This window comes from Delftia lacustris (genome assembly GCF_040267515.1).
GTDB lineage: Bacteria > Pseudomonadota > Gammaproteobacteria > Burkholderiales > Burkholderiaceae_C > Comamonas > Comamonas tsuruhatensis.
Genome location: NZ_CP141274.1, coordinates 4,286,702 through 4,311,640, shown reverse-complemented (window position 1 = coordinate 4,311,640; position 24,939 = coordinate 4,286,702). Strand labels below are relative to the sequence as shown.

Below are 24,939 nucleotides of genomic sequence, written 5' to 3'. Positions count from 1 at the left end.
GCTAACACCACCGATCCACGAAGCGCGCGCAGATGATCGCTGCCGCCAATTTCAGCAGCGCTTCGTGGATATCCAGCCGTCGTTCAAAGCGGATTCGCAGCTTGCCAAAGCCTGCAAACCAGCTGTGCGTCCTCTCCACCACCCACCGGTGTTTGCCCAGCCGCTCGCTGCTCTCAATGCCTCGTCTGGCAATTCGGCCAATGATGCCCCGCTGCCTCAGGTGGGCTCGGCATCGCTTGAAGTCGTAGCCTTTGTCGGCGTGCAGCTTTGCCGGTCTTCTACGGGGACGTCCTGGCAGGCCAGCAATCGCAGGAATCGCGTCCACGCACCTCTCGAACATCTTGGAGTCGTGCCGGTTCGCGCCGCTGACCAAGATCACCAGCGGGATGCCTCTGGCATCTACGACGATGTGCCGCTTGGAGCCGAGCTTGCCTCTGTCCGTGGGGTTTGGGCCCGTTTCCTGGCCCCCCGGGGGCTTGGTACCGAGGAGCCATCAATGCTGGCCCGGCTCCAATCGATTTGGTCATGTTCACGCAAGCGAGTCAGCATGGCCTGGTGCAGCTGCTCCCAGACACCAGCGGCGTTCCAGTCGCGTAGGCGCCGCCAGCAAGTCATGCCGCTGCCGTAGCCCAGGGATTGGGGAAGGTCTTCCCATGGAATGCCTGTTTGCAGCACGAACAAGATGCCGTTGAGGGCGGCCTCATCGCTGACTGCGAGCTTGCGCGCACCGCCTTTGGCAGAAGGCACGAAGGCTGGGATCAGGGGTTGTAGCTGTCGCCACAGTTCTTTGCTAACGGGTCGTCTTGCCATGAGGGCAGCGAGCATAACTGCTCTGCGGGGGCCTGTGACGAAGTGGTGTTAGCCACTCTTACTGTCGTGGCTATGAAGAGGGCAACGAGAAGCTGAAGTCCGATGCCATCCGCTGGCTGCGGGGGGAGTTCGCCACCAAGACAGATGCTAGGCAGGCGCTCGGCGTGCGGAGCATCGTCGACGATTCCGAGGTCTATGACCAGCTCAAGCTCATGGCGCGCTTCGTGCGCCTGGCCGGCTTCGCGGGCCTGCTGGTCGGCCTGGATGAACTGGTCAATCTCTACAAGCTGGCCAACACGCAGGCCCGCAATGCGAACTACGAACAAATTCTGCGCATCCTCAACGACTCGCTGCAAGGCACGGCCGTGGGCCTTGGGTTTGTCCTGGGCGGGACACCCGAATTTCTGCTGGACACCCGGCGGGGACTCTACAGCTATCCGGCCTTGCAGAGTCGCCTGGCGCAGAACACCTTCGCCTCGGATGGACTGGTCGACTTCAGCGGACCGGTGGTCCGGCTGTCGAGTCTTACGCCGGAGGACTTCTACGTCCTGCTGCAGAAGATTCGTTTCGTCTATGCCTTCGGCGAGGCCGACAAGTTTCTCGTGCCGGACCAAGGTATCTTCAGCTTCATGGAGCATTGCTCCAAACGCATCGGCGATACGTATTTCCGAACGCCGCGGACGACCATCACAGCCTTCATCAACATGCTTGCCGTGCTCGAACAGAACCCTGGCGCGGCATGGCAGGACTTGCTGGGCGGCATAGAGGTCGCTGCGGACACCGGCGGTGTGGCCGATCAGCAGGTTGACGCGGACGACAGCGATGAATTCGCCTCGTTCAAGATGTGACGGTCTCGGCCTGAACACATGTCCGGCGACAGCGCTTCCTTCTTCCTGCTCGACGAGCGCATCCAGCGCTTCATATGGGCCGAAGGCTGGGAGTCGCTGAGAGATGCCCAGGAGGCAGCCATTCCGTTGATCGTCAAGGCGGACCGGGACGTCATCGTGGCAGCCGCCACGGCCGCCGGCAAGACGGAGGCGGCATTTCTGCCGGCGTTGACGCATCTGCTTCAGGCGGAGCCGATGGGGCTCATCGTCTACATCAGTCCGCTCAAAGCGCTCATCAACGACCAGTTTGGGCGCCTCGACCGACTGTGCGAGCAACTGGAGGTCCCCGTCTGGCCCTGGCATGGCGACATTTCTTCCTCGGCCAAGGCGCGCTTCCTGGCGAAACGGCAAGGGGTGTTGCTCATCACGCCGGAATCACTGGAGGCAATGTTGTGCCATCGCGGAACGTCAATCAATGCAGTGTTCGACCGGCTGGCGTTCTTCGTTGTCGACGAGCTTCACGCCTTCATCGGCTCAGAGCGTGGCAAACAGCTTCAATCCCTGATGCACCGTATCGAGCGGGTCATCGGGCGCCAGGCGCCGCGCGTAGGTCTTTCGGCAACACTGGGCGACATGCGCCTGGCAGCCGATTTCCTGCGTCCGGGACAGGGAGTATCGGTCGCCCTGGTGGAGTCGAAATCTTCGCACAGTGAACTGAGAGTCCTGGTCAAAGGGTATGAGGAGCCCTTGGCCGTGCGCAATGAGGATGGCGACGAGGAGTTGGAATCCGTCACACCAGCGAAGATCGCCTTGCATCTTTTCCAGGGTTTGCGCGGCACGAACAACCTGGTCTTCCCGAACTCTCGCCGTGAGGTCGAGCGCTACACGCACCTTCTCAACAGACTGTGCGAGCAACAAAAGGTGCCGAACGAGTTCTGGCCGCACCACGGCAGCCTGTCCAAAGAGATACGGGCGGAGACCGAGGCTGCCCTGAAGCAGAAGGAGTTCCCGGCGACGGCCATCTGCACCAACACGCTGGAGTTGGGCATCGACATTGGTGCCGTCAGGAGCGTGGCCCAGATCGGCCCGCCGCCTTCGGTGGCCAGCTTGCGACAGCGCCTGGGGCGATCTGGCCGCCGCAAGGGAGAACCGGCCATCTTGCGAGGCTACAGCGTGGAGAACGCGCTTGGCGGGAAGCCCTCACTCGCCGACGAACTCCGGCTGGAGACGGTGAAGGTGACGGCGATGATCTCGCTGCTGCTGGAAGGCTGGTTTGAGCCACCCATGGCGCATGGCGTTCATCTGTCGACGCTGGTTCAACAAATGCTGTCCTATGTGGCGCAGAACGGTGGGGCTTCCATCGGGCAGCTCTATGCGATGTTCTGTGCTTCCGGAACTCCTTTTGTTGGGCTGGATAAAGGTGAGTTTGTTGAACTCGTTCGCCATCTCGGCCAGAAAGAACTGCTGATGCAGGAGTCCAGTGGTCTTTTGCTGCATGGCCGTATCGGCGAGAAGTTCGTCAACCATTACACCTTCTATGCCGCGTTTGCCGCTGATGAGGAGTTTCGCATTGTCTGCGGCGGGAAAACGCTCGGCACTTTGCCGGTATCGCAGATGCTCAGTGTGGGCCAGCGCATTCTGTTTGCCGGCAGGACCTGGCTGGTGGAAGACATCGACGAGGAGCAAAAAACCATATTTGTCGTCCGCTCTGGTGGCGGAGCGCCGCCGTTGTTTTCGGGTGGAGCAGGGCGCACGCACACACGCGTTCACCAGCGAATGCGCCAATTGTTCGAGTCCTCCGATGTGCCGCCGTTTCTGGATGAAGTGGCCAAGCGGTTCCTGGCTGGGGGCAGGGCGAACTACGCCGAACGAAACCTAGCGAATGACTTCGTGATTGACCAGGGGCGGGAAGTGGTGCTGCTGACCTGGCTCGGGGATGCCGCCAACGAAGCGCTGGCTTGCCTGCTCCGCCGGCGAGGCTATTCGGCCAATGCGGCCGGCCCGGGCATCGAAGTCGCTAAGGGGGATTCGGGTGTCGAGAGCATCGTCGATGCCCTTATCGATGCGGCGGTGGATGAGCCTCCGCCGCTCGACATGCTTCTGGCCGATGTCCGCAACCTACAGCGCGAGAAGTGGGATTGGGCGTTGCCCGATGAACTTCTGCGCAAGGCGTATGCAAGTCTGTACCTGAACCTTGAAGAGGCTCTCTCCTGGGCGAGGGCACTTCCTGGTGATCATGCATTCCATGGCCGTGAGTCACCGTTGAGTCGGGTGGATGAGGGTGGCGCGGCTAGTGCAGCGTAGCAGTCGTTTAGTTGTATTTCAGATATTTTGCGTTTACCTGAATCCCGAGTAGCGGCTATGCCGCAAGATTTCTGACTGCGTGCCGCTGATGCCGTCTTGGGCGGGAACGAGTAGGCAGCAAGGGCACTCGGGGTGGTGTCGTAAGCGAGAGAAAACTCGATCGTTCCAAGGCTGGATGAAGCGCGCTAAGATGTATCGCGATTGACAATCGGGCTGAAAATGTCGACGCCGCGCAAATCGCTCCATCTCCCGCGCCAGCAAAAGATGAGCTGCTTTGACGGTAAAAGCGACGGTAATGCCCCATTTCGATCACCGCAAATCCCTTTAACCATGCGGACTTGCGAGTCTCATTGATGACCGAGTGGGAATGATTGCGCAATAGGAAACGGCCGGGGTCGTCCGGCCGTATTTCCGAATCAAGCCCGCGGCACTGCGGGCTTTTTTCTGCCCGCCCGCCTTTGTTCAGTGGGGTGCTGGAATAGCCGAATGCTCGCGCAGGTATGCCCTCAGCTTCGCGTCCGTGGCATACACATAGCACCCCTTCATGCCACGGGTCATCAAGGTGCGATAGGTGTTCTTGATGATGCTTTCCGCCAGCCGTGCGGCCTCGGCAGGCTGCTCCTTCGTCATCTTCACGAATCCCTTCATGGTCTTGTCATGTCTGTCCCTGGCTCGGGGCACTGCCACCAGCGTGTCGCCCATGATGGTCAGGTCTGGCCCGATGATGACTCCCACATAGTCCACTTCCAGCCCCTGGCAGGTGTGTATGCAGCCGACCTGTGCCACAGAGTTCGGTGCCACGATCCAGAGGCTGCCGTCCTGGTCCAGATTCCATTGGCGCTCGTAGTCTCCGATGACTACGTCCATAAGCTTGGGATTCTTCTTGCTGTTCCATGGCCAGCAGTAACCAGCCACAACGCGTGCCCGGTTGTTGGCGTTCTTCGTCTCGATGGCCTTGTGCAGATCCGAGGGGTCGTCAAACACCTGAAAGTCAAACGGAATATCTGCAAGGCTAGGGTTGGCGGTAGTTCGGATCTGCAACGTATGGTCTACCCAGGCCAGATAGCCGTCGGAGCCGGCGCACCGAAATTGGGAAGTCAGCGAATATTCCTCTACCTCAGCATTCCGCCCGGCTGCAAACTTGCGGATGATCTCCTTGGAACCTACATCCTTGAGAGTCACGCGCTGGTCTTCGTCGATGAAAAAGATGCTGCACTTGGCAGCTTCTATCAGCTCCTTGACCTGATGGGTGCCCAGATTCCCATAGAAGCCGCTTTTTTCGGTTAGGCGATGTGCTTCGTCCACGACCAAGACATCAAAGGCATCCTGCACGGTTTCCGTGAAGGAGCCTGATCCGCCGAAAAGATTGACCAGATGTGCGTTGTCGCGCGTCTGTATCAGCTTGTCGCTATAGACAGCGCGTGGGGCAGCGTTCTTGGAAATGTATTTGACGGTCAAGCCTTCGCGCAGAGCCGCAAGCAGGTTGACGGCGATCACCGACTTGCCGGTTCCAGGACCGCCCTCAATGATCAAGACGCGAGGCCTGCCGCTGGCGCTGGCCTGGCGGCATGCCGCCTTCGCAGCCTCGAACACTTCCTTCTGGTCGTCGATTAGCGCGAACTCGCTGTTGCCCTTCAGCAGCTTGCCGACCACATCCGCCAGCGCTTTGGATGGCCGCATCCTTCCTCGTTCAAGATCGAACAGCACCTGGCGGCCTCGGCCATGCCGGATGTGCTGTTTGATGAACTCGCGGAGTTTCTTGCGGTCTTCATCGCCTTTCAGGAACAAAGGTGCCCGCTCGATATAGGGCTGGTACTGGGGGGAGTCGATGATGCCATCGGCGGCATAGTTGTGCAGGTAGGCGCAAGGCTTCAGCTGCAGCCCGCCGTCATAGATGGCCTCGTTGAACCCCTCCAGAAATGCCGTGTACGACCACGCCTGGTAGCTGGGGTGAATGCGCGCCTGGTCAGGGCGCATTCCACCGCGCAAAAGCACGATGGCATCGCGGTCGGTGGCGCCGACCGATGACCATTGCTTGAGTTCGACCACCACCAGCCGTCGAGAGCCGTCGTCGGCATGTCCGGCAAGAATGACATCGATGCGTTTTGACGATTGCGGCAGGATGAATTCGACAGCGACCCCGATGTCGGGTGCGATTTCCGGGTCACGCAGAAGGCGGGCAATGTAGCCCAGCGACTCGCGCCATGATCGGATCTCCGCCTTGGCTACCTTGCGGTGAGTCGCTGCCTGGTACTTCGCGTAGATGACGTCTTCAATATCGCGTTCGTCGTAGTCGAGCAGGAATTGTGTCTTCTCGGCCTGATAAACGATCATGGCTCGGGCAGCTGGTCGTATTTGGTGCTAACGCCGCGCGACGCCTCGACAGGGTATTTGGCGGCGTTGGAAGCCAGCTTGCTGGCGATGGCTGCGTTGAGGTCCACGTCCAGCACATCCGCCAAGCGGATGAGGTACAGGGCGACATCGGCCAGTTCGTCGCGTACCGCCGAGGCGGTTTTAGGATTCGAGGCGGCCGAATGAGAGTCGGCCTCGGTCATCCATTGGAATATTTCGGTCAACTCACCCACCTCGCCCGAGAGAGCCATGACCAGATTCTTGGGTGAATGGAATTGCTGCCACTCCCGCTCTTGCGCAAACTGCCTCAGCGCGTGTACCGCGCCCGTCACGTCAATCAGACTTTTGTCCACATCCAGACCCTTTCGGAACGGATTGTTACCTATTCTGCAGTTCCTAGGACTCAGAGACCTGAAGTATCGCTGCGCCTAGGAAGATTCTGAGCCCGGGCGAGGCTTGGATGTAAGAACTAGCCGCCTGATTACCAGGCCAGGTGCAAGCACTTGCGCGCAGACAGACGAAGTCCAGTGTTCCCCATGAAAGACATGGCTGCTACCAGACCAAGCATGCGTTTGTAACGTAAAGTACTATTTCTTTGCAATTTGCTGTGTGCTGCTGCGGACCTAGCCCGTGGGTATTGATTCCGCATGAAGATACTTCTCCCAAACGCTGATGGCTGTTGAACTCTCTCGCCTTCAAAGTCCTGCGGCCGTTCAGGCGGCGTTGGACGAGTTTTCACGTCTTGGTCGGACGGCATTCCTGAAGCGATACGGATTTGGAAAATCGCGCGATTTCTTGGTTCGCAATGCAAGAACCGGGCAGCTATGCGACTCCAAGGCCATCGTCGGAGCTGCGTTCGGCCATCAGTTCCCGCAGGAGGGACCGCTCAAGCCGACTGATTTCTCCGGTGGAGAGGCCACCGTCGTTCCTCGATTGCAGCATCTGGGCTTCGATGTCGTGCGCATTGGTGAAGACTGGACCTTCGATGAGGTGCAGGCCACGGTCGCGTCGTATTTCGAGATGCTTTTGCTGGAGGCCGAGCAGCAGCGCTACACCAAGACCGAATTCAATGCGCAGTTGCGCCAGCGGCTGCGTGAGCGCAGCAAGGGATCGGTGGAGCTGAAGTTCCAGAACATCAGCGCCGTCCTGCATGACCTGGAGCTGCCCTTCATCCGCGGCTACAAGCCCCGGAGCAACGCTCAGCTTCTGTTGCGTCAGGCGGTGCAGCAGTTCGTCCTGAATCAGCCGGGCCTAGTTTCCCGTGTGGTGGATGCGATGGAGGAGGTCAAGACGTCTGCTGAGCAGAGTTTTCATGCCTGCCTGGTTGAACCGCCTGCGCTGGAGACAGTGGCGCAGTTAGCGAAAGACGGCGCCAAGGTCAGATTTCCACGCAAGACGAACTGGGCCCAGCGGGATGAAGCCAACCGGCATCTTGGCCGTGCCGGAGAGCAGTGGGTCATAGGATTCGAGCAGCGGCGACTTGTCCATGCCGGGTATCCGGAGCTTTTCCAGCAGCTGGACTGGGTGTCTGACCGGCTCGGCGACGGGAGCGGCTACGACATCCTCTCGCATGAGCGGCCCGGCGAGCATCGCTTCATCGAGGTCAAGACCACCAATGGCGGGCATGCCTCGTCCTTCATCATCAGCCGCAACGAACTGGATTTCGCAGCAGAGGCCGGGGATGCCTTCCATCTCTACCGGGTTTTTCAGTTCCGGGAGGAACCAAGGCTCTACATCCTGAACGGGCCGCTGGCGGACCAGCTGCACCTGGAGCCCATCGATTTTCGGGCGTCGTTCCGGCGCCTGGTGGGGTAACGCGCAGGTCGGCCGGGCCAGAGCTCCCCGCAGCTTTGAGCACAGGCACATGAAAGAGGGCTGAAGAGGGCTGCCCTGCGCATCCTCTGGAGCGCGACGACAATAGCCCATGATTCAAGAAAAGCCCCTGGCGGCAACCGAACTGGAGCGGCCTGCCATGGCCTTGCGCACTCTTGCGAATGGGGTCCGGCTGCTGGCGCTGCCCATGCCGCACTTGCAGAGCGTCAGCGTGGGTGTGTTCCTACGCGTGGGCTCCCGCGACGAGACCTCCACCAGCAACGGCATCAGCCATGTGCTGGAACACATGGCGTTCAAGGGCACGCATACGCGTTCCGTGCAGGAGATCAACCTGGATGCGGAGCGGCTGGGCGCGGAGGTCAACGCCTTCACCGGGAAGGACATCACCGGCTATTTCATGACCGGCCTGGGCTGGCATGCGCAGGCCTTGCTGGGAATGATTGCGGACATCGTGCTGAACAGCGTGTTTCCCGAGCGTGAGCTGCAACGAGAGCTGCAGGTGATCCGGCAGGAGGCCATCGAGTACGAAGAGGACCCGGAAGACAGCGCCGGCGATCTGCTGGACCGCGCCATCTGGGGCGACGACCCCATGGGCATGCCTGTGATCGGCACGGTGGCCAATATTGAAGGCTTCACCCGGCAGGATCTGGTGCGCCATGTGGAGTCCCATTACGTGGGAGAAAAGACCGTCGTCGTCGCGGCCGGAAACTTCGATGTGCCGGCCTGGCTGGAGCAGGCGGCGCAGCTGTTCGCCGGCATGCCTGCGTCGGCCGATCCCGCTGTGGCGCTGCCCCCTCAGCCCGCAAAGTATGTGGGGCAGGCCCTGGCGCAACGCTTCACGCAGGTGTCCCAGGTGTTCGTGAACCTGGCCTATCCCCTGGTGTTCGAGCAGTTGCAGGGCGAGCACCCGCAGCGTGCGCGTCTCGTGGCCTCGCTGGCGGCCCATCTGCTGGGCGAGGGGATGTCGTCGCCCCTGGTCGATACCGTGCGTGAACGGCTCGGACTGGCCTATACGGCCTATGCGGCGATGGAGGGCGGTGACGTGTGGGCCAATTTCATCGTGCATGCCGTCACGACGCCGGACAAGCTCGAAGCGCTGGTGGCTGCGACAGGCGGCCTGCTGCGCGCCCAGGCTGCCGGCATCGACCCCGTGCATCTGGAGCGGGCCAAGAACCAGCTGGCGGTCTCGCGGGTGCGTGCGGGCGAGCGGACCTACGCCACCATGGAGCGGGCTGTCGAGGACCTCTTTGCCCATGGCAGCGTGACGTCCGTGGCCGAAACGCTGGCGATGATCGATGGCATCGGGGCCGAGGAAGTGCGCAAGGTCTTCGAGCGCATGCTGGCCCACCCTCCAGCGGTGGCCATCACCGGCAAGGGCGCCAGTGCCCGGACCGTGCGGCAGCTGGCCGCAGGCCTGGCGGCCTGAGCCGGCAGCGCGCGATCAGCGATCAGCGGCCAACCGCAACACATGGCGCTTTTCCCGTTGTCATGGAGTTGAGGGAGCGGGCGGCGGCGCGTTCCATTGCCGCTTGAGGTAGTGCGACTTCGGGTGCTCCTGCAGGAACACGCAGCACTGCACCCACGCCGCTGACTCCGGTTGCGCACCGATCGCGCGCGAGAGATGCTCGAACACGACCTCGGCCATGGCCGAGCACATCTGCGGCGGGCGCGGGTTGGTCAGCGTCAGGGTGGCGATGAGTTGCTGCGCGTGGGGGTCGTCGCCGCACAGTCCGACGGCGATGGGTGCCACGCGCGACTTCAGGTCCGCGAGCCGTGCCCATCCGCGCTCGGCCAGCGCAAGGTGCATGGCGTGCAGGACCGGCTCCCACTGGATCGACGGGAGCAAGGATGGCGATACCTCGATGGCGATGTGCGGCATGGGGCGGCGCCTTCAGTCGAGCTTGATGCCGACTTCGCGGATCAGCGTCTGCCAGCGTGCCCGCTCGCTGTCCAGCAGGCGTGCGAATGCCTGGGGCGAGTTGTCGATGGGCACCGAGCCGAGTTCGGCCAGCCTGTCCTGCGTGGCCTTGGCCGCCAGCGCCGCGCCCATGTGCTTGACCAGCCAGGCCTTGCGGTCGGCCGCAATTGCAGCGGGCGCGAGGAAGCCGTACCAGCCGCTGATCTCGGCGTCCACACCCGATTCCTTGAGCGTGGGCACGCCAGGCAGCGCGGGAATGCGCCTGGCGGACGTCACGGCCAGCGCCTTCAGGCGCCCGCTTTGCACATGCTGCAGGATGGCCGGCGTGGCTTCGAACACCATCTGCACCGTGCCGCCCAGCACGTCGTTGAGTGCAGGCGCGGAGCCGCGGTAGGGAATGTGCAGGATCGAGGTGCCGGTCTGGCGCTTGACGAGTTCTCCCGCCAGGTGCTGCGGCGTGCCGTTGCCGGCGGATGCGTAGGAGAACTTGCCCGGGTTCTTGCGCAGCCATTCGAGCGCCTCCTTGGCCGTGGCCGCCGGGAAGGAGGGATGCACGGCCCAGATCAACGGCACCGAGGCGGCCCATGCCAGCGGTGTGAAGTCCTTGGCCGGATCGAAGTTGAGCCTGGAGTACAGCGCCGGGTTCGCGGCCATGGGGCCGAGTGCGCCCAGCAGCAGCGTGTAGCCGTCGGCCTCGGCGCGTGCTGCCGCCTCCGTGCCGATGTTGCCGCCCGCACCGCTGCGGTTGTCGACGATCACCGTGCTGCCGCTGTCCGACTGCAAGGCATTCGCCATCAGGCGGGAGACGGCATCGGTGGTCGCACCTGCCGGATAGGGGCAGATGATGCGGATGGGCTTGGAAGGGAATGCCTGTGCGCGCGCCGAGGGGCTTGCGCCCAAGGCTGAAATGGCCGTCGCCGTGCTGGCGTACTGAAGGAAGTTGCGTCGTTTCATCGGTGCTCTCGTGACCAGAGTTGTCTCGTGGCCGTAGTGTCGGCAGGCCCTTGTTTCTTCGCAATTCGCATTTTCTGGCCGCGCCTATCGGATAATCCGATGGCCATGTCCGCACGCAGCCGCGACCCCCTCGATCTCGTCTCATTGCGCCAGTTGCGCTACTTCGTGTCGGCGATGCGGGCGCACAGCTTCAGTGCGGCATCACGCGATGCCTCGATCTCGCAGGCGGCGCTGTCGGAGCAGATCGCCTTGCTGGAATCGACCCTGGACGTGCAGCTGTTCGACCGTGCGAGCGGGCGCGCCGTAGCCACGGCCTCCGGACATGAGCTCGACCGCCGGGTGTCGGCCTGCCTCAGTGAGCTGCAGGCGGCGCTGCGCGACGTGCAGGCGCGTGCGAGCACCGTGGCGGGCCTGGTGCGCATCGGCCTGGTGCAGTCTTACGCGGGATGCTGGGTACTGCCCGTCGTGCGCAGGGCCCAGGCGCAGTGGCCGCAGCTGGCGATCGCACTGCGCAGGCGCACCGCACAGGCCTTGGTGGAGGGCGTGTTGCGTGGCGATTTCGATCTCGCCGTCAGCTTCGACCCGGAGCCGCATGCCGATCTGGAGATCCTGGCCTGCTTCGACGAGCCGGTGGTGGCCGTGGGATTGAAGCCCCGCCGGCGGCGACGCCTGCTGGAGCTCAGCGAGGTCGCGAACCACCCCCTGGCCTTGCTGCCAAGCGAATACGCCATGCGGCGCCAGCTCGACAACGCCTTTGCGGCGCAGGGGCTGAAGCCGGGCGTGCATCTGGAGTCCGATACGCTGGAGGACCTGGTGCATGCCGCCCGTGAAAACGGCATGGTCGCGCTGCTCAACGGTGCCGCGGCAATGAGCCTGGACGTGCAGGACGCAGTCCCGTTGGCCGAAAGAAATCTGGGCCGGCAAGCCTGCCTGGTGCGCTCACGCAGCCGTCACCACGGCTTTGCCGCCCAGTACGTATGGGACGAGCTGTCGGCGGCAACCCCCACGCTGCCGCCAGCGTGGGGGCGGCGCGTTGCAGCCGCGCGCTAGTCGTCGGCCGGACCCGTACCGCCCGGACCCGTACCGCCCGTCAGGGCACTTCCTTCAGGCCCACCAGTTGCAGGGGGCGTGCCAGCAGTTCGTCGAAGCGTTTCTCGAACGCCTTGAAGTACGGCATGCGGAAGTGCGCATCCAGCGCTGCCTGGTCCCTGAATGACTCCCGCATGTAGAAGGTGCCGGGTTTGTCCGCCAGCTCGAACAGCGTGTAGTCCAGGCATCCGGGCTCTTGCCGGGTGAATGGCACCAGCGCGCGCAGGGCGTCGCGCAGCTGGTCTTGCTGGCCGGCCTTCGCCTCAAGGATGGCCAGGTTGAAAATGGTCTCTGTCTTCATGGCTCAGCCCCAGTTCTCCAGCACCACCTTGCCGCGCGCCTTGCCCGACTCGATCAGGGCATGGGCGCGCTTGAGGTTGTCGGCGTTGATGCTGCCGAAGCGCTCGGCCAGCGTGGTGCGGATCAGGCCGGCATCGACCAGTGCGGCAACCTCGTTGAGCAGGCGGTGCTGGCCGATCATGTCGTCGGTGCCGAACAGGGCGCGGGTGAACATCAATTCCCAGTGCACCGACACCGACTTGCGCTTGAGCTTGGTGATATCCAGCGACGCGGGATCGTCGATCAGGCCGAATTTTCCCTGGGGCGCGATCGCCTCGACGATCTGTGCGAAGTGCAGGTCGGTCTGCGTGAGGCTCACGATGAGGTCCACCGTGGGAAAGCCGATGCGCTTGAGTTCGTCGGCAATCGGCTGGCTGTGATCGATCACGTGGTGGGCGCCGAGCTCCTTGACCCAGGCCTGCGTCTCGGGCCGCGATGCGGTGCCGATGACGGTAAGGCTGGTCAGCCGCGTGGCCAGCTGCGTGAGGATGGAGCCCACGCCGCCGGAGGCGCCGATGATGAGCAGCGTCTTGTGGCTGGGGTGCTTGCCCGGCGCGATGCCCAGGCGGTCGAACAGCATCTCCCATGCGGTGATGGCGGTCAGGGGCAGGGCCGCAGCCTGTGCAAAGTCCAGCGACCTGGGCGCGTGGCCCACGATGCGCTCGTCCACCAGGTGCAGTTCGCTGTTCGTGCCAGGGCGCGCAATGGAGCCGGCGTACCAGACGCGGTCGCCCGGCTTGAACAGCGTGACTTCGGGGCCCACGGCCTTGACGATGCCGCTGGCATCCCAGCCCAGCACCTTGTGCGTCTGCCCCTCGGCGGGCGCGCCGCTGGCGCGCACCTTGGTGTCCACCGGATTGACGGACACGGCCCTGACTTCGACCAGCAGGTCGCGGCCGGTGGCCACGGGATCGGGCAGGGTGATGTCGATCAGCGATTCGGGTTGGCTGATGGCCTGGGGTTTCTGGTATCCAACGGCTTTCATGGTCGTGCTTTCAAAGGTTGAGGAAGAGGGGATAGCAAGGAGGGTTTCAGGCAGTGGCGAGGGCTGCGTAGTCCGAGTAGCCGCGCTCGTCGCCGCCAAACAGGGCCTTCGGATCGAATGCGGCCAGCGGCGCCTGGGCGGCGTAGCGCGCCGGCAGGTCCGGGTTGGCAATGAAGGGGCGGCCGAAGGCGACGAGGTCTGCCAGGCCCTCGTGCAGGATGGCTTGGGCGCGCTCCGCGTCGTACTTGCCCGCAACGATCACCTTGCCCTGGTAGGCGCGGCGCAGCGCGTGGCGGAAGTCTTGCGGAATCTCGGGCGCATCGTCCCAGTCGGCTTCGGACAGGTGGATGTAGGCCAGGCCGATCTCGTCGAGCCTGCTGGCCAGATGCAGGATGGTCTCGATGATCTGCGGGCAGTTCATGTTGCGCTGCGTGATGAAGGGCGCCAGGCGGATGCCGGTGCGCTCGGCCCCGACCTCGCCCGCCACGGCGGCCGCGACCTCTTCGGCGAAGCGCGTGCGCTGGGCGATGCCGCCGCCGTAGGCGTCGGTGCGGTGGTTGGAGGTGGTGCGCAGGAACTGATCGATCAGGTAGCCGTTGCCGCCGTGGATTTCCACGCCATCGAAACCGGCACGCATCGCATTGGCCGCGCCCCTTCGGAAGTCGCCGATCACGTCCTGGATGTCCTGTGCGCTCAGTGCGCGCGGCACGGGGCAGTCGACCATGCGGCCGACACCGTCGTCGCCGACCACCCAGACCTGCGCTTGGGGCGACAGCGCCGAAGGCGCGACCGGCAGGCCATCGGCGTGAAAACTGGCATGCGACATGCGGCCAACGTGCCACAGCTGCAGCACCATGCGCCCGCCGGCGGCATGCACCGCGTCCGTGACGCGGCGCCAACCGTCCACCTGCGCCTCTGTATAGATGCCGGGGGTGAAGCTGTAGCCTTGGCCCTGGCGGGAGATCTGGGTGGCTTCCGAGACGATCAGGCCGGCGCTGGCGCGTTGTGCGTAGTAGGTGGCCATCAATGCATTGGGCACGTCGCCTGGCTGGCTGGTGCGGCTGCGCGTCATGGGGGCCATCACCATGCGGTTGGGCAGGCTGAGCGGGCCGAGCTGCAGGGGGCGAAACAGGGGCGTGGAGGCGGTGGTCATGCGGTTCCTTGGCGGAGCTGTAGAGGTGTTGGGGCGGTGGCGGAAACCCGGTTCGCAAGTCGTCTGGGCATGGAGCGATGTTGACCTGGGTGTTTCAATTGAAAAAGACCCGCAGGACTGAAGGCGGCTTCAAAAGAAATTTGACGATGGGGTCCAGGCGCGGCCTGCACGACACCCGGGCGGATGGCCGTGCCGCGCCTGCCTGGCTACCATCTCCCCCATGAAGACCCAATACTTCGCCGCCACCTCACTCGACGGATTCCTGGCCACCGAGGACGACTCCCTGGACTGGCTGTTCCCGCTGGGCGACATGCAGGCCACGGGCTACCCGGAGTTCATTGCCGGCGTGGGCGCGCTGGCCATGGGGTCCGCCACCTACGAATGGATGCTGCGCCACGCGGAGACGGTGGCGCAGGAGACCGGGGCGGCGTGGCCCTATACGCAGCCTGCCTGGGTGTTTTCCAGCCGCACGCTGCCTGGTATCCCGGGGGCCGATATCCGGTTTGTCAGCGGTGATGTGCGTGCCGTGCATGCGCAGATGCAGGCTGCGGCAGGCGGGCGCAACCTCTGGATCATGGGGGGCGGGGACCTGGCAGGCCAGTTTTATGACGCGGGCCTGCTGGACGAGATGATCCTGAGCGTGGGCTCGGCCACGCTGGGCCGGGGCAAGCCGCTGTTCCCGCGCCGGGTGCTGCATCCGGTGTTGCGTTTGTTGTCCGTGCGGCAGATTGGCGAGGGCATGGCGGTGCTGCATTACGAGGTGCGCAAGAGCACGAGCTGACAGGCCCCCTGATTCGGTCTGCGCGCCGCTCAGTTCGCCTCCCCGCGCCCAGGCGCCGTCATCCCCGGAATGTATTCATTGGAGATGAAGCTGCGGCAGCGGTGCATGAAGGCTTCCACCACATGGCGGGGCTTTTGTTCGCGGGCCCAGGCCAGGCCCAGTTTCATGGGGCGGTGGTTGCCGTTCAGGTGCAGGTTGACGATCTTCTTGCCGTCCAGCGCATGGGAGTTGCGCGGGCGCACGTTGACCAGGGAGTAGCCCACGTCGTTGGCGACCAGGGAGCGCACCACGTCGGGGCTGGCGCTGCGGGCCGCGATCAGGGGCGAGACGCCGGCTTCGCGGAACAGCGACATGAAGTATTCACGGCTCAGGGGCAGGTCCAGCAGGACCATGGGCAGCTGGGCCAGCGCCTCCAGCGTGGTGGAGCGGTGGTTGGCCAGCGGATTGAGTTCGCTGACGATGACCATGGGCGGCAGCTGGGCCAGGGGCTCGAAGCAGATGTCCGATTCGGCCACCAGCAGGTCGTAGGTGATGGCGACATCGATCTGCGCGGTGCGCAGCTTGTGGATCAGGCCTTCCTGGTGGTCCTCGATCTGTGTCACCGTGGCCTTGGGGTGGGCGCGCGCGAATCCCTGGCACAGCTCGGGGGCGACCATGGCCGCCAGCGTGGTGAAGCAGCCCACGCGCACGGGGCCGCGCACCTGGCTTTGCGCGCTGCTGGCCACGTCGTACAAGGCCATGGCCTGGTCGAGCAGGCCGCGGATTTCCCGCAGGACCTCGGCGCCTGCGGGCGTGACGGACAGGCCTTGCGCATGGTGGCGCACGAACAGCGGCACCTGCAGCTCCGCCTCCACCTGGGTGATGGCCGATGAGATGGACGAGGGCGAGACGTGGATGCGGTTGGCGGCCTCGGCAATGCTGCCGAACTCGCCCGCCGCCACGCAGTATTCCAATTGTCTGAAGGTCAGTCGTGTCAGCACGGTGTGCAAGAGGTGGAGAGGGGGAGGGCGGCCAGGGTGATCCGCCGCGTAGTTGACCAAGCGGCGGACCGCGCTGCAAGAGGCCCTTCCCGCAAGGCGCCTGCATTGTGCGGCGGTCGGGCCCCGGCAGCCTTCAGTCGCTGGCGTTGTGATTGCGAAACCATTGCGCCACCGCACCGTCGCCCTGGGCCGGCGCCTGCGTGGCCTTCACGCGGTCCGTCAGGCCGGCGGACTTGCCCACGAAGTCCAGCGGCGCATCCCAGTTGAAATGCCGGTACACGGCCGCCGTCTGGGCGTAGGGCGGGCATTGCGCAAACAGCTGGAAGCTGAGCCGGTGGCCGGCGTGGTCCGAGTCGAGCAGGTCGCGCGCATAGGCCAGCAGCCTGCGGCGGTCGTCGGCCTGCCATTGCGGGCCGAGGGTGTAGAACTTGCGCAGCCAGGGGCCGGTGTCCTCGTTCTCGAAGCTGGCGTGGTCCGGCGTCAGGCAGACCTGGCCGCCGCACAGCTCGCGCACGGTGTTCATCATGTGGTGCAGCTGGCCGGTGGCCAGCGACCGTCCCGTGAACAGCAGGGACTGGTTGGGCATCATCAGCCCGGCCGGGCTGCGCTCGGCCAGCGCGATGGCGGCCGTGAGGTGGGCGTTGATGCCTTCGCGGTAGCAGGCCAGGCCGGCCAGCCTGTCCTGCACGGCCTGCAGCTTCTCCACGCCGGTCTGGCGCGCGTTGTGCAGGGCCGTGCCTATCAGCATGTCGGCCAGCTTCAGGCTGCGCTGCAGGAAGGTGAAGGCCGAGTAGCGGTGCAGCGTCTCGCGCAGGAAATGGGCGGCCCGGGTGTGGCGGTAGAACAGCACGTTCTCCCAGGGAACCAGCACGTCGTCGAAGACCACGATGGCATCCACTTCGTCGAAGCGATGGCTCAACGGATGGTCCTGGGCCGATGCGCGGGCGGCCAGGCCCGGGCGGCAGATGAAGCGCAGGCCGGGCGCGCCCAGGTCGCAGATGAAGCCTATGGCGTATTCGGACTGCGCCGCGTCGCCCCAGTGCGCCAGCCCCGGCTTGGTGAAGGCCTGGTTGGCATAGGCGGCAGCGGTCTCGTACTTGGCGCCGCGCACGATGACGCCTGCATCGGTCTCCTTGACCACGTGCAGCAGCACGTCGGGGTCCTGGTCCTGCGGCAGGCGCGAGCGGTCGCCCTTGGGGTCGGTGTTGGCCGATACGTGGAACAGGTCGCCACGCACCACGCGGCGGATGTGGGTGCGGATGTTGGCGGAAAAGCGCGGGTCCAGCTCGTTGAGCACGTCCTGGCCGTCGAACAGCGACCACATCTCGCCCACGCTCTCGTCGCCCACGCGCATGACCACGCCGCCCATGTCCTCCAGCAGCAGGTCGGTGGCGCGGCGCTTGTCCCACCAGTCCTGGCGCGTCAGCGGCAGCTTGTGGGCGATGGGGTGGCGGTCGCCGTCGCCTTCGTCGTAGGTGAGCGCGTCGCGCAGCGCGGCCTCGTGCTGCAGGTCGTACATGCGCGCGCGGATGTCCACCAGCGGCTTGAACATGGGGTGGGTGGTCACATCCTTGACACGCTCGCCGTTCATCCAGACCCGCCGGCCATCGCGGATGGAGTCGCGGTACTGGCTGCCTGTCCTGATCATCAGCGGCTGGCCCACTTGCCGTCTTTGACCTCGTGCAGCTGCAGCTCCACGGGCACCTGCGTCTGGCCGTTGGCATCGAAAGTCACGGTACCGGTCACGCCGTCGTAGCGTATGGCGCGGATGGCCTTGGCCACGGCCTGCCGGTCCTTGGTGCCTGCCGTCTTGAGCGATTGCAAAAGGATGCCGGTGGCGTCGTAGGCGTACTTGGTGTACGGGCTCTCGGAGTCGGCATAGCCCTTGGCGGCATAGGCGCGGCTCATGGCGTCCAGCCGGGGGTTGGTCTGCGATTTGGGCGTGCCGACGATGGTGCCGTCCGCGGCCGGGCCGGCGATCTGGATGAGCTGCGGATCGAAGATGCCGCTGATGCCCAGCATGGGCTGCTTCATGCCCAGCTCGGCCATCTGCTTGCGCACGATGCCGGCCTCGGTGATCACGCCGCCGAAGTAGACCGCGTCGGGGTTCAGGCTCTTGATCTTGGTGAGGATGGAGCGGAAATCCGTGGTGCCCACGGGGTAGCTTTCCTCGGCCACCACGCTGCCTTTTTCTGCCTTGTAGAAGCTGCCGAACGAGGCCAGGTTGGCGCGCCCGTAGTCGCTGGTGTCGGCAATGATGGCGATCTTTCTTGCGCCCAGGCCCGTGGCGGCCCAGGCGGCCAGGGGCTTGTTCTCGTTGACCAGGGTGGGCGTCACGCGCGTGGTGTTGGCGAAGTTCTGGTCGGTGATCTTGGGACCGATGGCGCCCCAGACGATGAAGGGCATCTGCACGCGGTTGAACACCGGCAGCGTGGCCAGGGCCACGGGGCTGTTCCAGTGGCCTATGGCGCCCACCACGTCGCGGTCGTTGACCAGCTTGAGCGCGGCGGACACGCCGGTCTGCGGGTCGGAGGCATCGTCCAGCACCACGCCCTCCGCCTTGAACGGCACGCCGGCCGTGGCATTCCACTGGTCGATGGCCAGCAGGAAGCCGTTCTTCGCCCCCAGGCCCTGCTGTGCGTTGCCGCCGCTGACGGGGCCGATGAAGCCCAGCTTCACGGTGGACTGGGACCAGGCCGCGCCGCAGGCCAGCGTGGCGGCGGCCAGCGCCAGGGCGGATGCGGCAAGGCGCCGGCGCGATGGCAGGAGGGCGGTGGTTGTCGTGAAGGCTTGCATGGTCGGTCGGTCCTGTTCAGGTGAAGACGAAGGGCAGCCATGGCGGCCCGGGCGGGGCCCGGGGCGGCGGGGCGCCACGGTGCATGGCGGGCTGGCCGGCGCTGTCTGGCAACGCCGCCGGATCAATGTATCGCCGCACCGGCCCGGGACTGGATCGCGTTTTCCGAAGCAGCGCCTCGGCAAAAGCGACGCAGGTTTTGTGCGGTTTCTTGCTTCAATGGTTGCGTGACATGGAGACAAGCGAAGCCCCGCCAACCCGGCCGAACCCGACACAAGAGGAACCCTATCGATGCATGACGCGCTGTTCCAGCAACTCATCAACTGGCTGACCCTGGGCTGCATCTACAGCCTGCTTGCCCTGGGTTTCAGCCTGTTGTTTGGCGTGCTGCAGGTGATTCACTTTTCCCATGGCGACGTGGCCATGGTCGCCCCCTTCATCGCCCTGGCGGCCGTGCAGGCCCTGGCCACCGCGCTGGGCGGCTCGGCCCCCTGGCTGGTGCTGGGCCTGGCCTGCCTGGTGGCCATTGCGGCGGTGGGAGGGCTGGGCATCGCCCTGGACCGGCTGGTGATCAGCCGCTTTCGCAATGCGCCGGCCATGATGCCGCTGGTGGCCACGGTGGCGCTGGGCATCGTGATCCGCGAGCTGATCCGCCACCTGTACCCGCAGGGCAGCAATCCGCACGCGTTCCCGGCGATTGCGCAGGGGGCCGTTCCCACCCCGTTCGGGCCGCTGCCCCTGATCAGCGTGGTCTCGGTGCTGGTGGCCATGGCGCTGGTGGGCGTGCTGCTGTACGTGCTGCACCACACGCCCATGGGCATGCGCATACGCGCCGTGTCGCAGGACCGCGAAACCGCGCGGCTGTTCTCCATTGCGCCGGGGCCGGTGTTTCGCAACACCTTCTTCATTGCCTCGGCCACCGGCGCGGTGGGCGGCATCTTCCTGGCCAGCTATGCGGGCGTGGTGCGCTTTGACTTCGGCGTGCAGGCGGGGCTGATCGGCTTTTCCGCCGCAGTGGTCGGCGGCCTGGGCCGGCTCGGGGGCGCCATTGTCGGCAGCCTGCTGATTGCGGCCATCGAGACCATCGTGCAGGGCTATGTGCCCAACGGCACCTCGTACCGCCTGGTGTTCGTGTTCGCCCTGGTGATCCTGGTGCTGATCTTTCGCCCCGCCGGCCTGTTCGGCGTTCAAAAAATGGAGAAGGTGTGATGCAGACAACGACGATACAGGTGCCGCCGCGGGCGGCACCACGGAATGCGGGCTCTGCCGCCATCGTGCTGGGCGTGGCCCTGGCGGGCGCCGTGCTGCTGCGCCAGTTCCTGCTGGCCGAAAGCTGGATCACGGTGCTGGCGCTGCTGGCCTGCTTTGCCGTGGCCCTGGTCGCGGTGCAGAAACGCCCGCTGGTGGAGGACCGCATCGTGGCCGCCTTCGGCCAGTGCAGGCCGCTGGCCGTGGGCACGGGCGTGGTGCTGGCCCTGGTGTTTCCGTGGGTGCTGGGCGGTGACAGCTACGCCATGCACCTGATGATCATCGCCTGCCTGTACGCGGTGCTGGCGCTGGCGCTGAACTTCCAGCTGGGCAGCGCCAACATACCGAACTTCGCCACTGGCGCGTCCTACGGCATCGGCGCCTATGCGTCGGCCCTGCTGGCCATCCACTTCGGCGTGAGCTTCTGGATCTGCCTGCTGGTGGCCGCCGCCGTGGCCACGGTCTTCGGCTTTCTGCTGGGCCTGCCGTCCATGCGCACCCGCGACAGCTACCAGGCGCTGGTGACGATCGCTTTCGGCATCGTCGTGCACCAGCTGTTGATGAACCTGGAGTGGACGGGCGGCGCCAACGGCCTGGTGGGCATTCCTTCGCCCACATTGTTCGGCCATTCGTTCAACGACCCCATCACGCTGTGGGGCCACAGCCTGCCGGGCCAGGCCAACTTCTACTACGTGGCCGTCGCCCTGCTGGGGCTGGCCATCGTCTCGGCGCAGCGCCTGCACAGCTCGCGCGTGGGACTGGCCTGGAATGCCCTGCGCGACGACGAGATCGCCGCACGCGCCTGCGGCATCAACGTCACCTGGTTCAAGGTCAAGGCCTTTGCGGTGGACGCCTTCCTGGCGGGCTTCGCGGGCACGGTGTATGCGTTCTATGTGAGCTTCATCTCGCCGGACAACTTCACCTTCCTGGTGTCCGTGACCATCATGACGCTGGTGATCGCAGGCGGCATGGACAACACGCTGGGCGTGATCGTCGGCGCCTTCCTGCTGACCATGCTGCCGGAGAAGCTGCGGGCGTTTTCCGACTACCGCATCCTGTTCTACGGCCTGGTGGTGATCGCCTTCCTCATCATCCGCCCGCGCGGCATCTTCCCCCAACGGGTGCGCAACCATGAGCATTGATTCCCATCCCACCCACCATGCCGCGACCGCAGGCCCGCTGGTCCTTGAGGGGCGTGGCCTGACCATGCGCTTCGGCGGCCTGACGGCGGTGCAGGGCGTGGACATCCACCTGGCGGCAGGCGAGGTGCTGGGCATCATCGGGCCCAACGGCGCGGGCAAGTCCACCTTGCTGAACCTGCTGACCGGCATCTACCAGCCCACCGAGGGCGAGGTGCTGCTGCAAGGCCGCTCGCTCAAGGGCATGGCCGCGCACGACATCGCGGGCGCCGGCATTGCGCGCACCTTCCAGACCAGCCGGCTGTTCGGCTCGCTGAGCGTGCTGGACAACGTGATCATCGGCATGCACTCGCGCACCCGCTGCGGCGTGCTCACCGCGCTGCTGCGCCCGGCCGTCTCGCGCGCCGAGATGAAGCGCTGCGCCGAGCGCGCCTGCGCGCTGCTGCAAAGCGTGTCCAGCGACTTGCACCAGCGCCGCAACGTGCTGGCCAGCAGCCTGCCGCAGGCCGACCGCCGCCGCCTGGAGATTGCGCGCGCCCTGGCCGCCGAGCCGCGTATCGTGCTGCTGGACGAGCCCTCCAGCGGCATGGACGACCGCGACACCGATGCGCTGATCGCCGACATCCAGCGCCTGCGCGAAGGCAATCCGGCGCTGGGCTTCATCATCATCGAGCACGACATGCGGCTCATCGCCACCTTGCCGCACCGCGTGATGGTGCTGGACTACGGACGCAAGATCGGCGACGACAGCTTCGAGGCGGTGCGCCGGCTGCCGCGCGTGCAGGAAGCCTATCTGGGCAGAAAGGCCAGCCATGCTTGAACTGGACTCCATCAGCACGCGCTATGGCGTGGTGAACATGCTCAACCAGGTCTCGCTGCAGGTGCCCGAGCACAGCATCGTCTGCCTGCTGGGCCCCAACGGCGCGGGCAAGACCACCACCTTCAAGGCGATTGCGGGCCTGCTGCCCGTGCACCACGGCGCCATCCGCGTCATGGGCCAGCCGCTGGCGCGCATGCGCACCGAGGACCTGGCCGGCCTGGGCGTGGGCTTCGTGCCCGAAGGCCGGCGCCTGTTTGCCGAGCTGACCGTGCAGGAGAACCTGAAGATCGGCCACGACGCGCTGCGCCCGCAGCAGGGCTTTGCCCAGGCGCTGGAGCGTGTGGTGGCCCTGTTCCCCCGGGTGGGCGAGCGCCTGTCGCAGGCGGCCGGAACGCTGTCCGGCGGCGAGCAGGCCATGGTGGCGCTGGGCCGCGTGCTCATGGGCGAGCCGCGCCTGGTGGTGATGGACGAGCCCACGCTGGGCCTGTCGCCCAAGCTCATCGAGGAGTACTTCGAGACGGTGCAGCGCATCCACAGCCAAGGCATCACCGTGCTGCTCATCGAGCAGAACGCCGAGGCGGCGCTGTCCATCGCCCACACGGGCTATCTGCTGCTCAAGGGCCAGCTGGTGGCCTCGGGCACGGCCAGCGAGCTGCTGGCCAACGACGTGGTGAAGCACCTGTACCTGTAGCGCCGCACGGGCGGCCTTCACCTCCTTCCCTTTTTTGTTGCGGACCACACCAAGGCAGTCGGCACCGCGCCGATGCGGGACGGCCTGCGCCTTTTTTCCTGAGAGACCCACACCATGACAGCTGAAATCCAAACCATCAACACGCTCGTGGTCGGCGCCGGGCAGGCCGGCATCGCGGCCAGCGAACACCTGAGCCAGCTTGGCGTAGAGCACCTGGTGCTGGAGCGCCAGCGCATCGCCCAGGCCTGGCGCACGGGGCGCTGGGACTCGCTGGTGGCCAACGGGCCGGCCTGGCATGACCGCTTTCCGGGCCTGGAGTTCAAGGGCGACCGCGACGGCTTTCCCGGCAAGGACGAGGTGGCCGACTACTTCGAGGACTATGTCCGCCAGATCAAGGCGCCCGTGCGCACCGGCGTGGAGGTCAGGCGGGTCACGCGCAACCAGGGCCGGCCGGGCTTCACGGTGGAAACGTCCGAGGGCGTGATCGAGGCCCGCAACGTGATCGCGGCCACGGGGCCGTTCCAGGTGCCGGTGATCCCGCCGATAGTGCCGGCTGCGCCCGCCGATGGCCGCCTGCTGCAGATCCATTCCGCGCACTACCACCGCCCCGCGCAGCTGCCCGAAGGCGCCGTGCTGGTGGTGGGCGCAGGCTCCTCGGGCGTGCAGATCGCTGACGAACTGCAGCGCGCGGGCCGCAAGGTGTTCCTGTCGGTGGGCGCCCATGACCGGCCGCCGCGCGCCTACCGCGGCCGTGATTTCTGCTGGTGGCTGGGCGTGCTGGGCGAATGGGATGCGGCCATTGCCAAGCCCGGCCGCGAGCATGTGACCATTGCCGTCAGCGGCGCGCGCGGCGGCCACACCGTGGACTTTCGCGCGCTGGGACACCAGGGCATCACCCTGGTGGGGCTGACCGAGTCCTTCGCCGATGGCAGTGTGCGCTTCCGGGACGACCTGGCCGAGAACATCGCCAACGGCGACGCCAACTACCTGGCCATGCTGGATGCGGCCGACGACTACATCCGCCGCAACGGCCTGGACCTGCCCGAGGAGCCCGAGGCGCGCAGGCGCCTGCCCGATCCCGAGTGCGTGCGCCATCCGCTGCGCGAACTCGACCTGGCTGCCGCAGGCATCACATCCATCATCTGGGCCACGGGCTACAGGGTGGACTTCAGCTGGCTGCAGGTGGACAGCTTCGAGCCCGGCGGCAAGCCGCGCCACCACCGCGGCGTGGGCCATGAGCCCGGCATCTACTTCCTGGGCCTGCCCTGGCTGTCGCGCCGTGGCTCGTCCTTCATCTGGGGCGTGTGGCATGACGCCAAGTTCGTGGCCGACCACATCGCCAAGCAGCGCCGCTACAGCGACTACGACGCCGCCGCCCGCAGCAGGTAGCAGGTAGCGCGCTCTGAGACACCTTCCCATCCACCCCCTGCAGGAGCCAGACCATGCCCACCCATACCCGCATCCGCATGTTCAACACCAAGGACACCTATCCCAACCAGTCGCTGGACAACGACCTGTGCCAGGCCGTGCGCGCCGGCAACACCGTCTATGTGCGCGGCCAGATCGGCACCGATTTCGAGGGCAACCTGGTCGGCCTGGGCGATCCGCAAAAGCAGGCCGAGCAGGCGATGAAGAACGTCAAGCAGCTGCTGGAGGAAGCGGGCAGCGACCTGTCGCACATCGTCAAGACCACCACCTACATCATCGACCCGCGCTACCGCGAGCCCGTCTACCGGGAAGTGGGCAAGTGGCTCAAGGGCGTGTTTCCCATCTCCACGGGGCTGTGCATCTCGGCCCTGGGGCAGCCGCAGTGGCTGATGGAGATCGACGTGATCGCGGTCATCCCCGATGACTGGCAGCCGCCGGCCAGCGCCTGAACGTCGACCACAGCAAGCACCTGGTACAGCCGCATCGGCATGAGG

Annotated in this window: 22 protein-coding genes and 1 pseudogene; 12 read left to right on the top strand and 11 right to left on the bottom strand. The window is 65.3% G+C overall.

The window, feature by feature from the left end; translation table 11 throughout:
* Position 1 precedes the first annotated feature (1 nt).
* A protein-coding gene (locus tag U6958_RS21005; RefSeq protein ID WP_085930546.1) for an IS5 family transposase occupies positions 2-810 on the bottom strand; the annotation gives its coding sequence in 2 pieces (ribosomal slippage) (positions 2-480 and positions 480-810; 810 coding nt in all).
* A 56-nt stretch (positions 811-866) separates the two neighbouring features.
* Here U6958_RS21005 and U6958_RS21000 point away from each other — a divergent pair.
* Together U6958_RS21000 and U6958_RS20995 are read left to right on the top strand one after the other, a co-directional pair.
* Positions 867-1,658: pseudogene (locus tag U6958_RS21000) on the top strand (BREX system ATP-binding domain-containing protein); the annotation flags it as partial.
* Between the two features lie 18 nt (positions 1,659-1,676).
* Positions 1,677-3,941: a DEAD/DEAH box helicase gene (locus U6958_RS20995; RefSeq protein ID WP_074923467.1), complete on the top strand. Its 2,265-nt coding sequence runs from the start codon at positions 1,677-1,679 to the stop codon at positions 3,939-3,941.
* 462 nt (positions 3,942-4,403) lie between these two features.
* Here U6958_RS20995 and U6958_RS20990 read toward each other — a convergent pair whose 3' ends face one another.
* The gene (locus U6958_RS20990) at positions 4,404-6,275 is read right to left on the bottom strand and encodes a DUF2075 domain-containing protein (protein WP_074923466.1); all 1,872 of its coding nucleotides are present in this window, start codon (positions 6,273-6,275) and stop codon (positions 4,404-4,406) included.
* Positions 6,272-6,646, bottom strand: a complete 375-nt coding sequence (locus U6958_RS20985; RefSeq protein WP_016448215.1) for a nucleotide pyrophosphohydrolase — start codon at positions 6,644-6,646, stop codon at positions 6,272-6,274. The genes U6958_RS20990 and U6958_RS20985 overlap by 4 nt, the downstream gene beginning before the upstream one ends.
* 319 nt (positions 6,647-6,965) lie before the next feature.
* On the opposite strand from U6958_RS20985, the gene U6958_RS20980 reads away from it, so the two are divergent.
* Positions 6,966-8,108 (top strand): DUF3883 domain-containing protein, encoded by a 1,143-nt coding sequence (locus U6958_RS20980; RefSeq protein WP_074923465.1) that lies wholly within the window; start codon positions 6,966-6,968, stop codon positions 8,106-8,108.
* 157 nt (positions 8,109-8,265) lie between these two features.
* Positions 8,266-9,552 carry a pitrilysin family protein gene (locus tag U6958_RS20975; RefSeq protein ID WP_074923470.1) on the top strand — a complete coding sequence of 429 codons (1,287 nt, stop codon included), beginning with the start codon at positions 8,266-8,268 and terminating at the stop codon, positions 9,550-9,552.
* A gap of 60 nt (positions 9,553-9,612) precedes the next feature.
* On the opposite strand, the gene U6958_RS20970 is transcribed toward U6958_RS20975, so the two are convergent.
* Positions 9,613-10,005: a 5-carboxymethyl-2-hydroxymuconate Delta-isomerase gene (locus U6958_RS20970; RefSeq protein ID WP_074923464.1), complete on the bottom strand. Its 393-nt coding sequence runs from the start codon at positions 10,003-10,005 to the stop codon at positions 9,613-9,615.
* A gap of 12 nt (positions 10,006-10,017) precedes the next feature.
* Positions 10,018-10,998: a tripartite tricarboxylate transporter substrate binding protein gene (locus U6958_RS20965; protein ID WP_074923463.1), complete on the bottom strand. Its 981-nt coding sequence runs from the start codon at positions 10,996-10,998 to the stop codon at positions 10,018-10,020.
* Positions 10,999-11,097: 99 nt separating this feature from the next.
* On the opposite strand from U6958_RS20965, the gene U6958_RS20960 reads away from it, so the two are divergent.
* Positions 11,098-12,048: a LysR family transcriptional regulator gene (locus tag U6958_RS20960; protein WP_016448210.1), complete on the top strand. Its 951-nt coding sequence runs from the start codon at positions 11,098-11,100 to the stop codon at positions 12,046-12,048.
* Positions 12,049-12,088: 40 nt separating this feature from the next.
* Here U6958_RS20960 and U6958_RS20955 read toward each other — a convergent pair whose 3' ends face one another.
* From U6958_RS20955 to U6958_RS20945, 3 genes are read right to left on the bottom strand one after another with little or no spacing between them, the layout of a single operon-like run.
* Positions 12,089-12,388 (bottom strand): putative quinol monooxygenase, encoded by a 300-nt coding sequence (locus tag U6958_RS20955; RefSeq protein ID WP_074923462.1) that lies wholly within the window; start codon positions 12,386-12,388, stop codon positions 12,089-12,091.
* 3 nt (positions 12,389-12,391) lie between these two features.
* Positions 12,392-13,411: a zinc-binding alcohol dehydrogenase family protein gene (locus tag U6958_RS20950; RefSeq protein WP_016448208.1), complete on the bottom strand. Its 1,020-nt coding sequence runs from the start codon at positions 13,409-13,411 to the stop codon at positions 12,392-12,394.
* Between the two features lie 46 nt (positions 13,412-13,457).
* On the bottom strand, positions 13,458-14,564 hold the full coding sequence (locus U6958_RS20945; RefSeq protein ID WP_074923461.1) for an alkene reductase: 1,107 nt from the start codon (positions 14,562-14,564) through the stop codon (positions 13,458-13,460).
* Between the two features lie 220 nt (positions 14,565-14,784).
* Between U6958_RS20945 and U6958_RS20940 the strand changes: the two genes are divergently transcribed.
* A complete protein-coding gene (locus U6958_RS20940; protein ID WP_043820768.1) occupies positions 14,785-15,345 on the top strand; it encodes a dihydrofolate reductase family protein in 561 nt (186 codons plus the stop codon).
* Between the two features lie 29 nt (positions 15,346-15,374).
* Here the strand turns inward: U6958_RS20940 and U6958_RS20935 are convergent, their stop codons facing one another.
* From U6958_RS20935 to U6958_RS20925, 3 genes are all read right to left on the bottom strand, one after another.
* Complete coding sequence (locus U6958_RS20935) at positions 15,375-16,325, bottom strand: LysR family transcriptional regulator (protein ID WP_034398359.1); 951 nt, start codon at positions 16,323-16,325, stop codon at positions 15,375-15,377.
* Between the two features lie 133 nt (positions 16,326-16,458).
* Positions 16,459-17,973 carry a 4-hydroxyphenylacetate 3-hydroxylase family protein gene (locus tag U6958_RS20930; RefSeq protein WP_074923469.1) on the bottom strand — a complete coding sequence of 505 codons (1,515 nt, stop codon included), beginning with the start codon at positions 17,971-17,973 and terminating at the stop codon, positions 16,459-16,461.
* Positions 17,973-19,121 (bottom strand): branched-chain amino acid ABC transporter substrate-binding protein, encoded by a 1,149-nt coding sequence (locus U6958_RS20925; RefSeq protein ID WP_017406794.1) that lies wholly within the window; start codon positions 19,119-19,121, stop codon positions 17,973-17,975. Before U6958_RS20925 ends, U6958_RS20930 begins: the two co-directional genes overlap by 1 nt.
* Before the next feature lie 289 nt (positions 19,122-19,410).
* Here U6958_RS20925 and U6958_RS20920 point away from each other — a divergent pair, with 289 nt between their 5' ends.
* From U6958_RS20920 to U6958_RS20895, 6 genes are all read left to right on the top strand, one after another.
* Complete coding sequence (locus U6958_RS20920; RefSeq protein ID WP_074923460.1) at positions 19,411-20,328, top strand: branched-chain amino acid ABC transporter permease; 918 nt, start codon at positions 19,411-19,413, stop codon at positions 20,326-20,328.
* Positions 20,328-21,509, top strand: coding sequence for a branched-chain amino acid ABC transporter permease (locus tag U6958_RS20915; protein ID WP_074923459.1), 1,182 nt, complete (start codon positions 20,328-20,330; stop codon positions 21,507-21,509). The genes U6958_RS20920 and U6958_RS20915 overlap by 1 nt, the downstream gene beginning before the upstream one ends.
* Positions 21,499-22,326, top strand: coding sequence for an ABC transporter ATP-binding protein (locus U6958_RS20910; protein WP_074923458.1), 828 nt, complete (start codon positions 21,499-21,501; stop codon positions 22,324-22,326). Before U6958_RS20915 ends, U6958_RS20910 begins: the two co-directional genes overlap by 11 nt.
* Complete coding sequence (locus U6958_RS20905) at positions 22,319-23,017, top strand: ABC transporter ATP-binding protein (protein ID WP_016448200.1); 699 nt, start codon at positions 22,319-22,321, stop codon at positions 23,015-23,017. The genes U6958_RS20910 and U6958_RS20905 overlap by 8 nt, the downstream gene beginning before the upstream one ends.
* A 114-nt stretch (positions 23,018-23,131) precedes the next feature.
* Positions 23,132-24,406, top strand: a complete 1,275-nt coding sequence (locus U6958_RS20900; RefSeq protein ID WP_074923457.1) for an NAD(P)/FAD-dependent oxidoreductase — start codon at positions 23,132-23,134, stop codon at positions 24,404-24,406.
* Between the two features lie 53 nt (positions 24,407-24,459).
* Complete coding sequence (locus U6958_RS20895; protein ID WP_012204875.1) at positions 24,460-24,894, top strand: RidA family protein; 435 nt, start codon at positions 24,460-24,462, stop codon at positions 24,892-24,894.
* The last annotated feature ends 45 nt before the right edge of the window (positions 24,895-24,939 follow it).

What these genes read in the sequence shown, in the direction of transcription:
- U6958_RS20905 (WP_016448200.1), top strand. Translation starts at nt 22,319, where the DNA reads ATGCTTGAACTGGACTCCATCAGCACGCGCTATGGCGTGGTGAACATG.
- U6958_RS20975 (WP_074923470.1), top strand. Translation starts at nt 8,266, where the DNA reads ATGGCCTTGCGCACTCTTGCGAATGGGGTCCGGCTGCTGGCGCTGCCC.
- U6958_RS20970 (WP_074923464.1), bottom strand. Translation starts at nt 10,005, where the DNA reads ATGCCGCACATCGCCATCGAGGTATCGCCATCCTTGCTCCCGTCGATC.
- U6958_RS20920 (WP_074923460.1), top strand. Translation starts at nt 19,411, where the DNA reads ATGCATGACGCGCTGTTCCAGCAACTCATCAACTGGCTGACCCTGGGC.
- U6958_RS20940 (WP_043820768.1), top strand. Translation starts at nt 14,785, where the DNA reads ATGAAGACCCAATACTTCGCCGCCACCTCACTCGACGGATTCCTGGCC.
- U6958_RS20900 (WP_074923457.1), top strand. Translation starts at nt 23,132, where the DNA reads ATGACAGCTGAAATCCAAACCATCAACACGCTCGTGGTCGGCGCCGGG.
- U6958_RS20895 (WP_012204875.1), top strand. Translation starts at nt 24,460, where the DNA reads ATGCCCACCCATACCCGCATCCGCATGTTCAACACCAAGGACACCTAT.
- U6958_RS20945 (WP_074923461.1), bottom strand. Translation starts at nt 14,564, where the DNA reads ATGACCACCGCCTCCACGCCCCTGTTTCGCCCCCTGCAGCTCGGCCCG.
- U6958_RS20955 (WP_074923462.1), bottom strand. Translation starts at nt 12,388, where the DNA reads ATGAAGACAGAGACCATTTTCAACCTGGCCATCCTTGAGGCGAAGGCC.
- U6958_RS20960 (WP_016448210.1), top strand. Translation starts at nt 11,098, where the DNA reads ATGGCCATGTCCGCACGCAGCCGCGACCCCCTCGATCTCGTCTCATTG.
- U6958_RS20930 (WP_074923469.1), bottom strand. Translation starts at nt 17,973, where the DNA reads ATGATCAGGACAGGCAGCCAGTACCGCGACTCCATCCGCGATGGCCGG.
- U6958_RS20950 (WP_016448208.1), bottom strand. Translation starts at nt 13,411, where the DNA reads ATGAAAGCCGTTGGATACCAGAAACCCCAGGCCATCAGCCAACCCGAA.
- U6958_RS20980 (WP_074923465.1), top strand. Translation starts at nt 6,966, where the DNA reads ATGGCTGTTGAACTCTCTCGCCTTCAAAGTCCTGCGGCCGTTCAGGCG.
- U6958_RS20915 (WP_074923459.1), top strand. Translation starts at nt 20,328, where the DNA reads ATGCAGACAACGACGATACAGGTGCCGCCGCGGGCGGCACCACGGAAT.
- U6958_RS20995 (WP_074923467.1), top strand. Translation starts at nt 1,677, where the DNA reads ATGTCCGGCGACAGCGCTTCCTTCTTCCTGCTCGACGAGCGCATCCAG.
- U6958_RS20910 (WP_074923458.1), top strand. Translation starts at nt 21,499, where the DNA reads ATGAGCATTGATTCCCATCCCACCCACCATGCCGCGACCGCAGGCCCG.
- U6958_RS20965 (WP_074923463.1), bottom strand. Translation starts at nt 10,998, where the DNA reads ATGAAACGACGCAACTTCCTTCAGTACGCCAGCACGGCGACGGCCATT.
- U6958_RS20925 (WP_017406794.1), bottom strand. Translation starts at nt 19,121, where the DNA reads ATGCAAGCCTTCACGACAACCACCGCCCTCCTGCCATCGCGCCGGCGC.
- U6958_RS20990 (WP_074923466.1), bottom strand. Translation starts at nt 6,275, where the DNA reads ATGATCGTTTATCAGGCCGAGAAGACACAATTCCTGCTCGACTACGAC.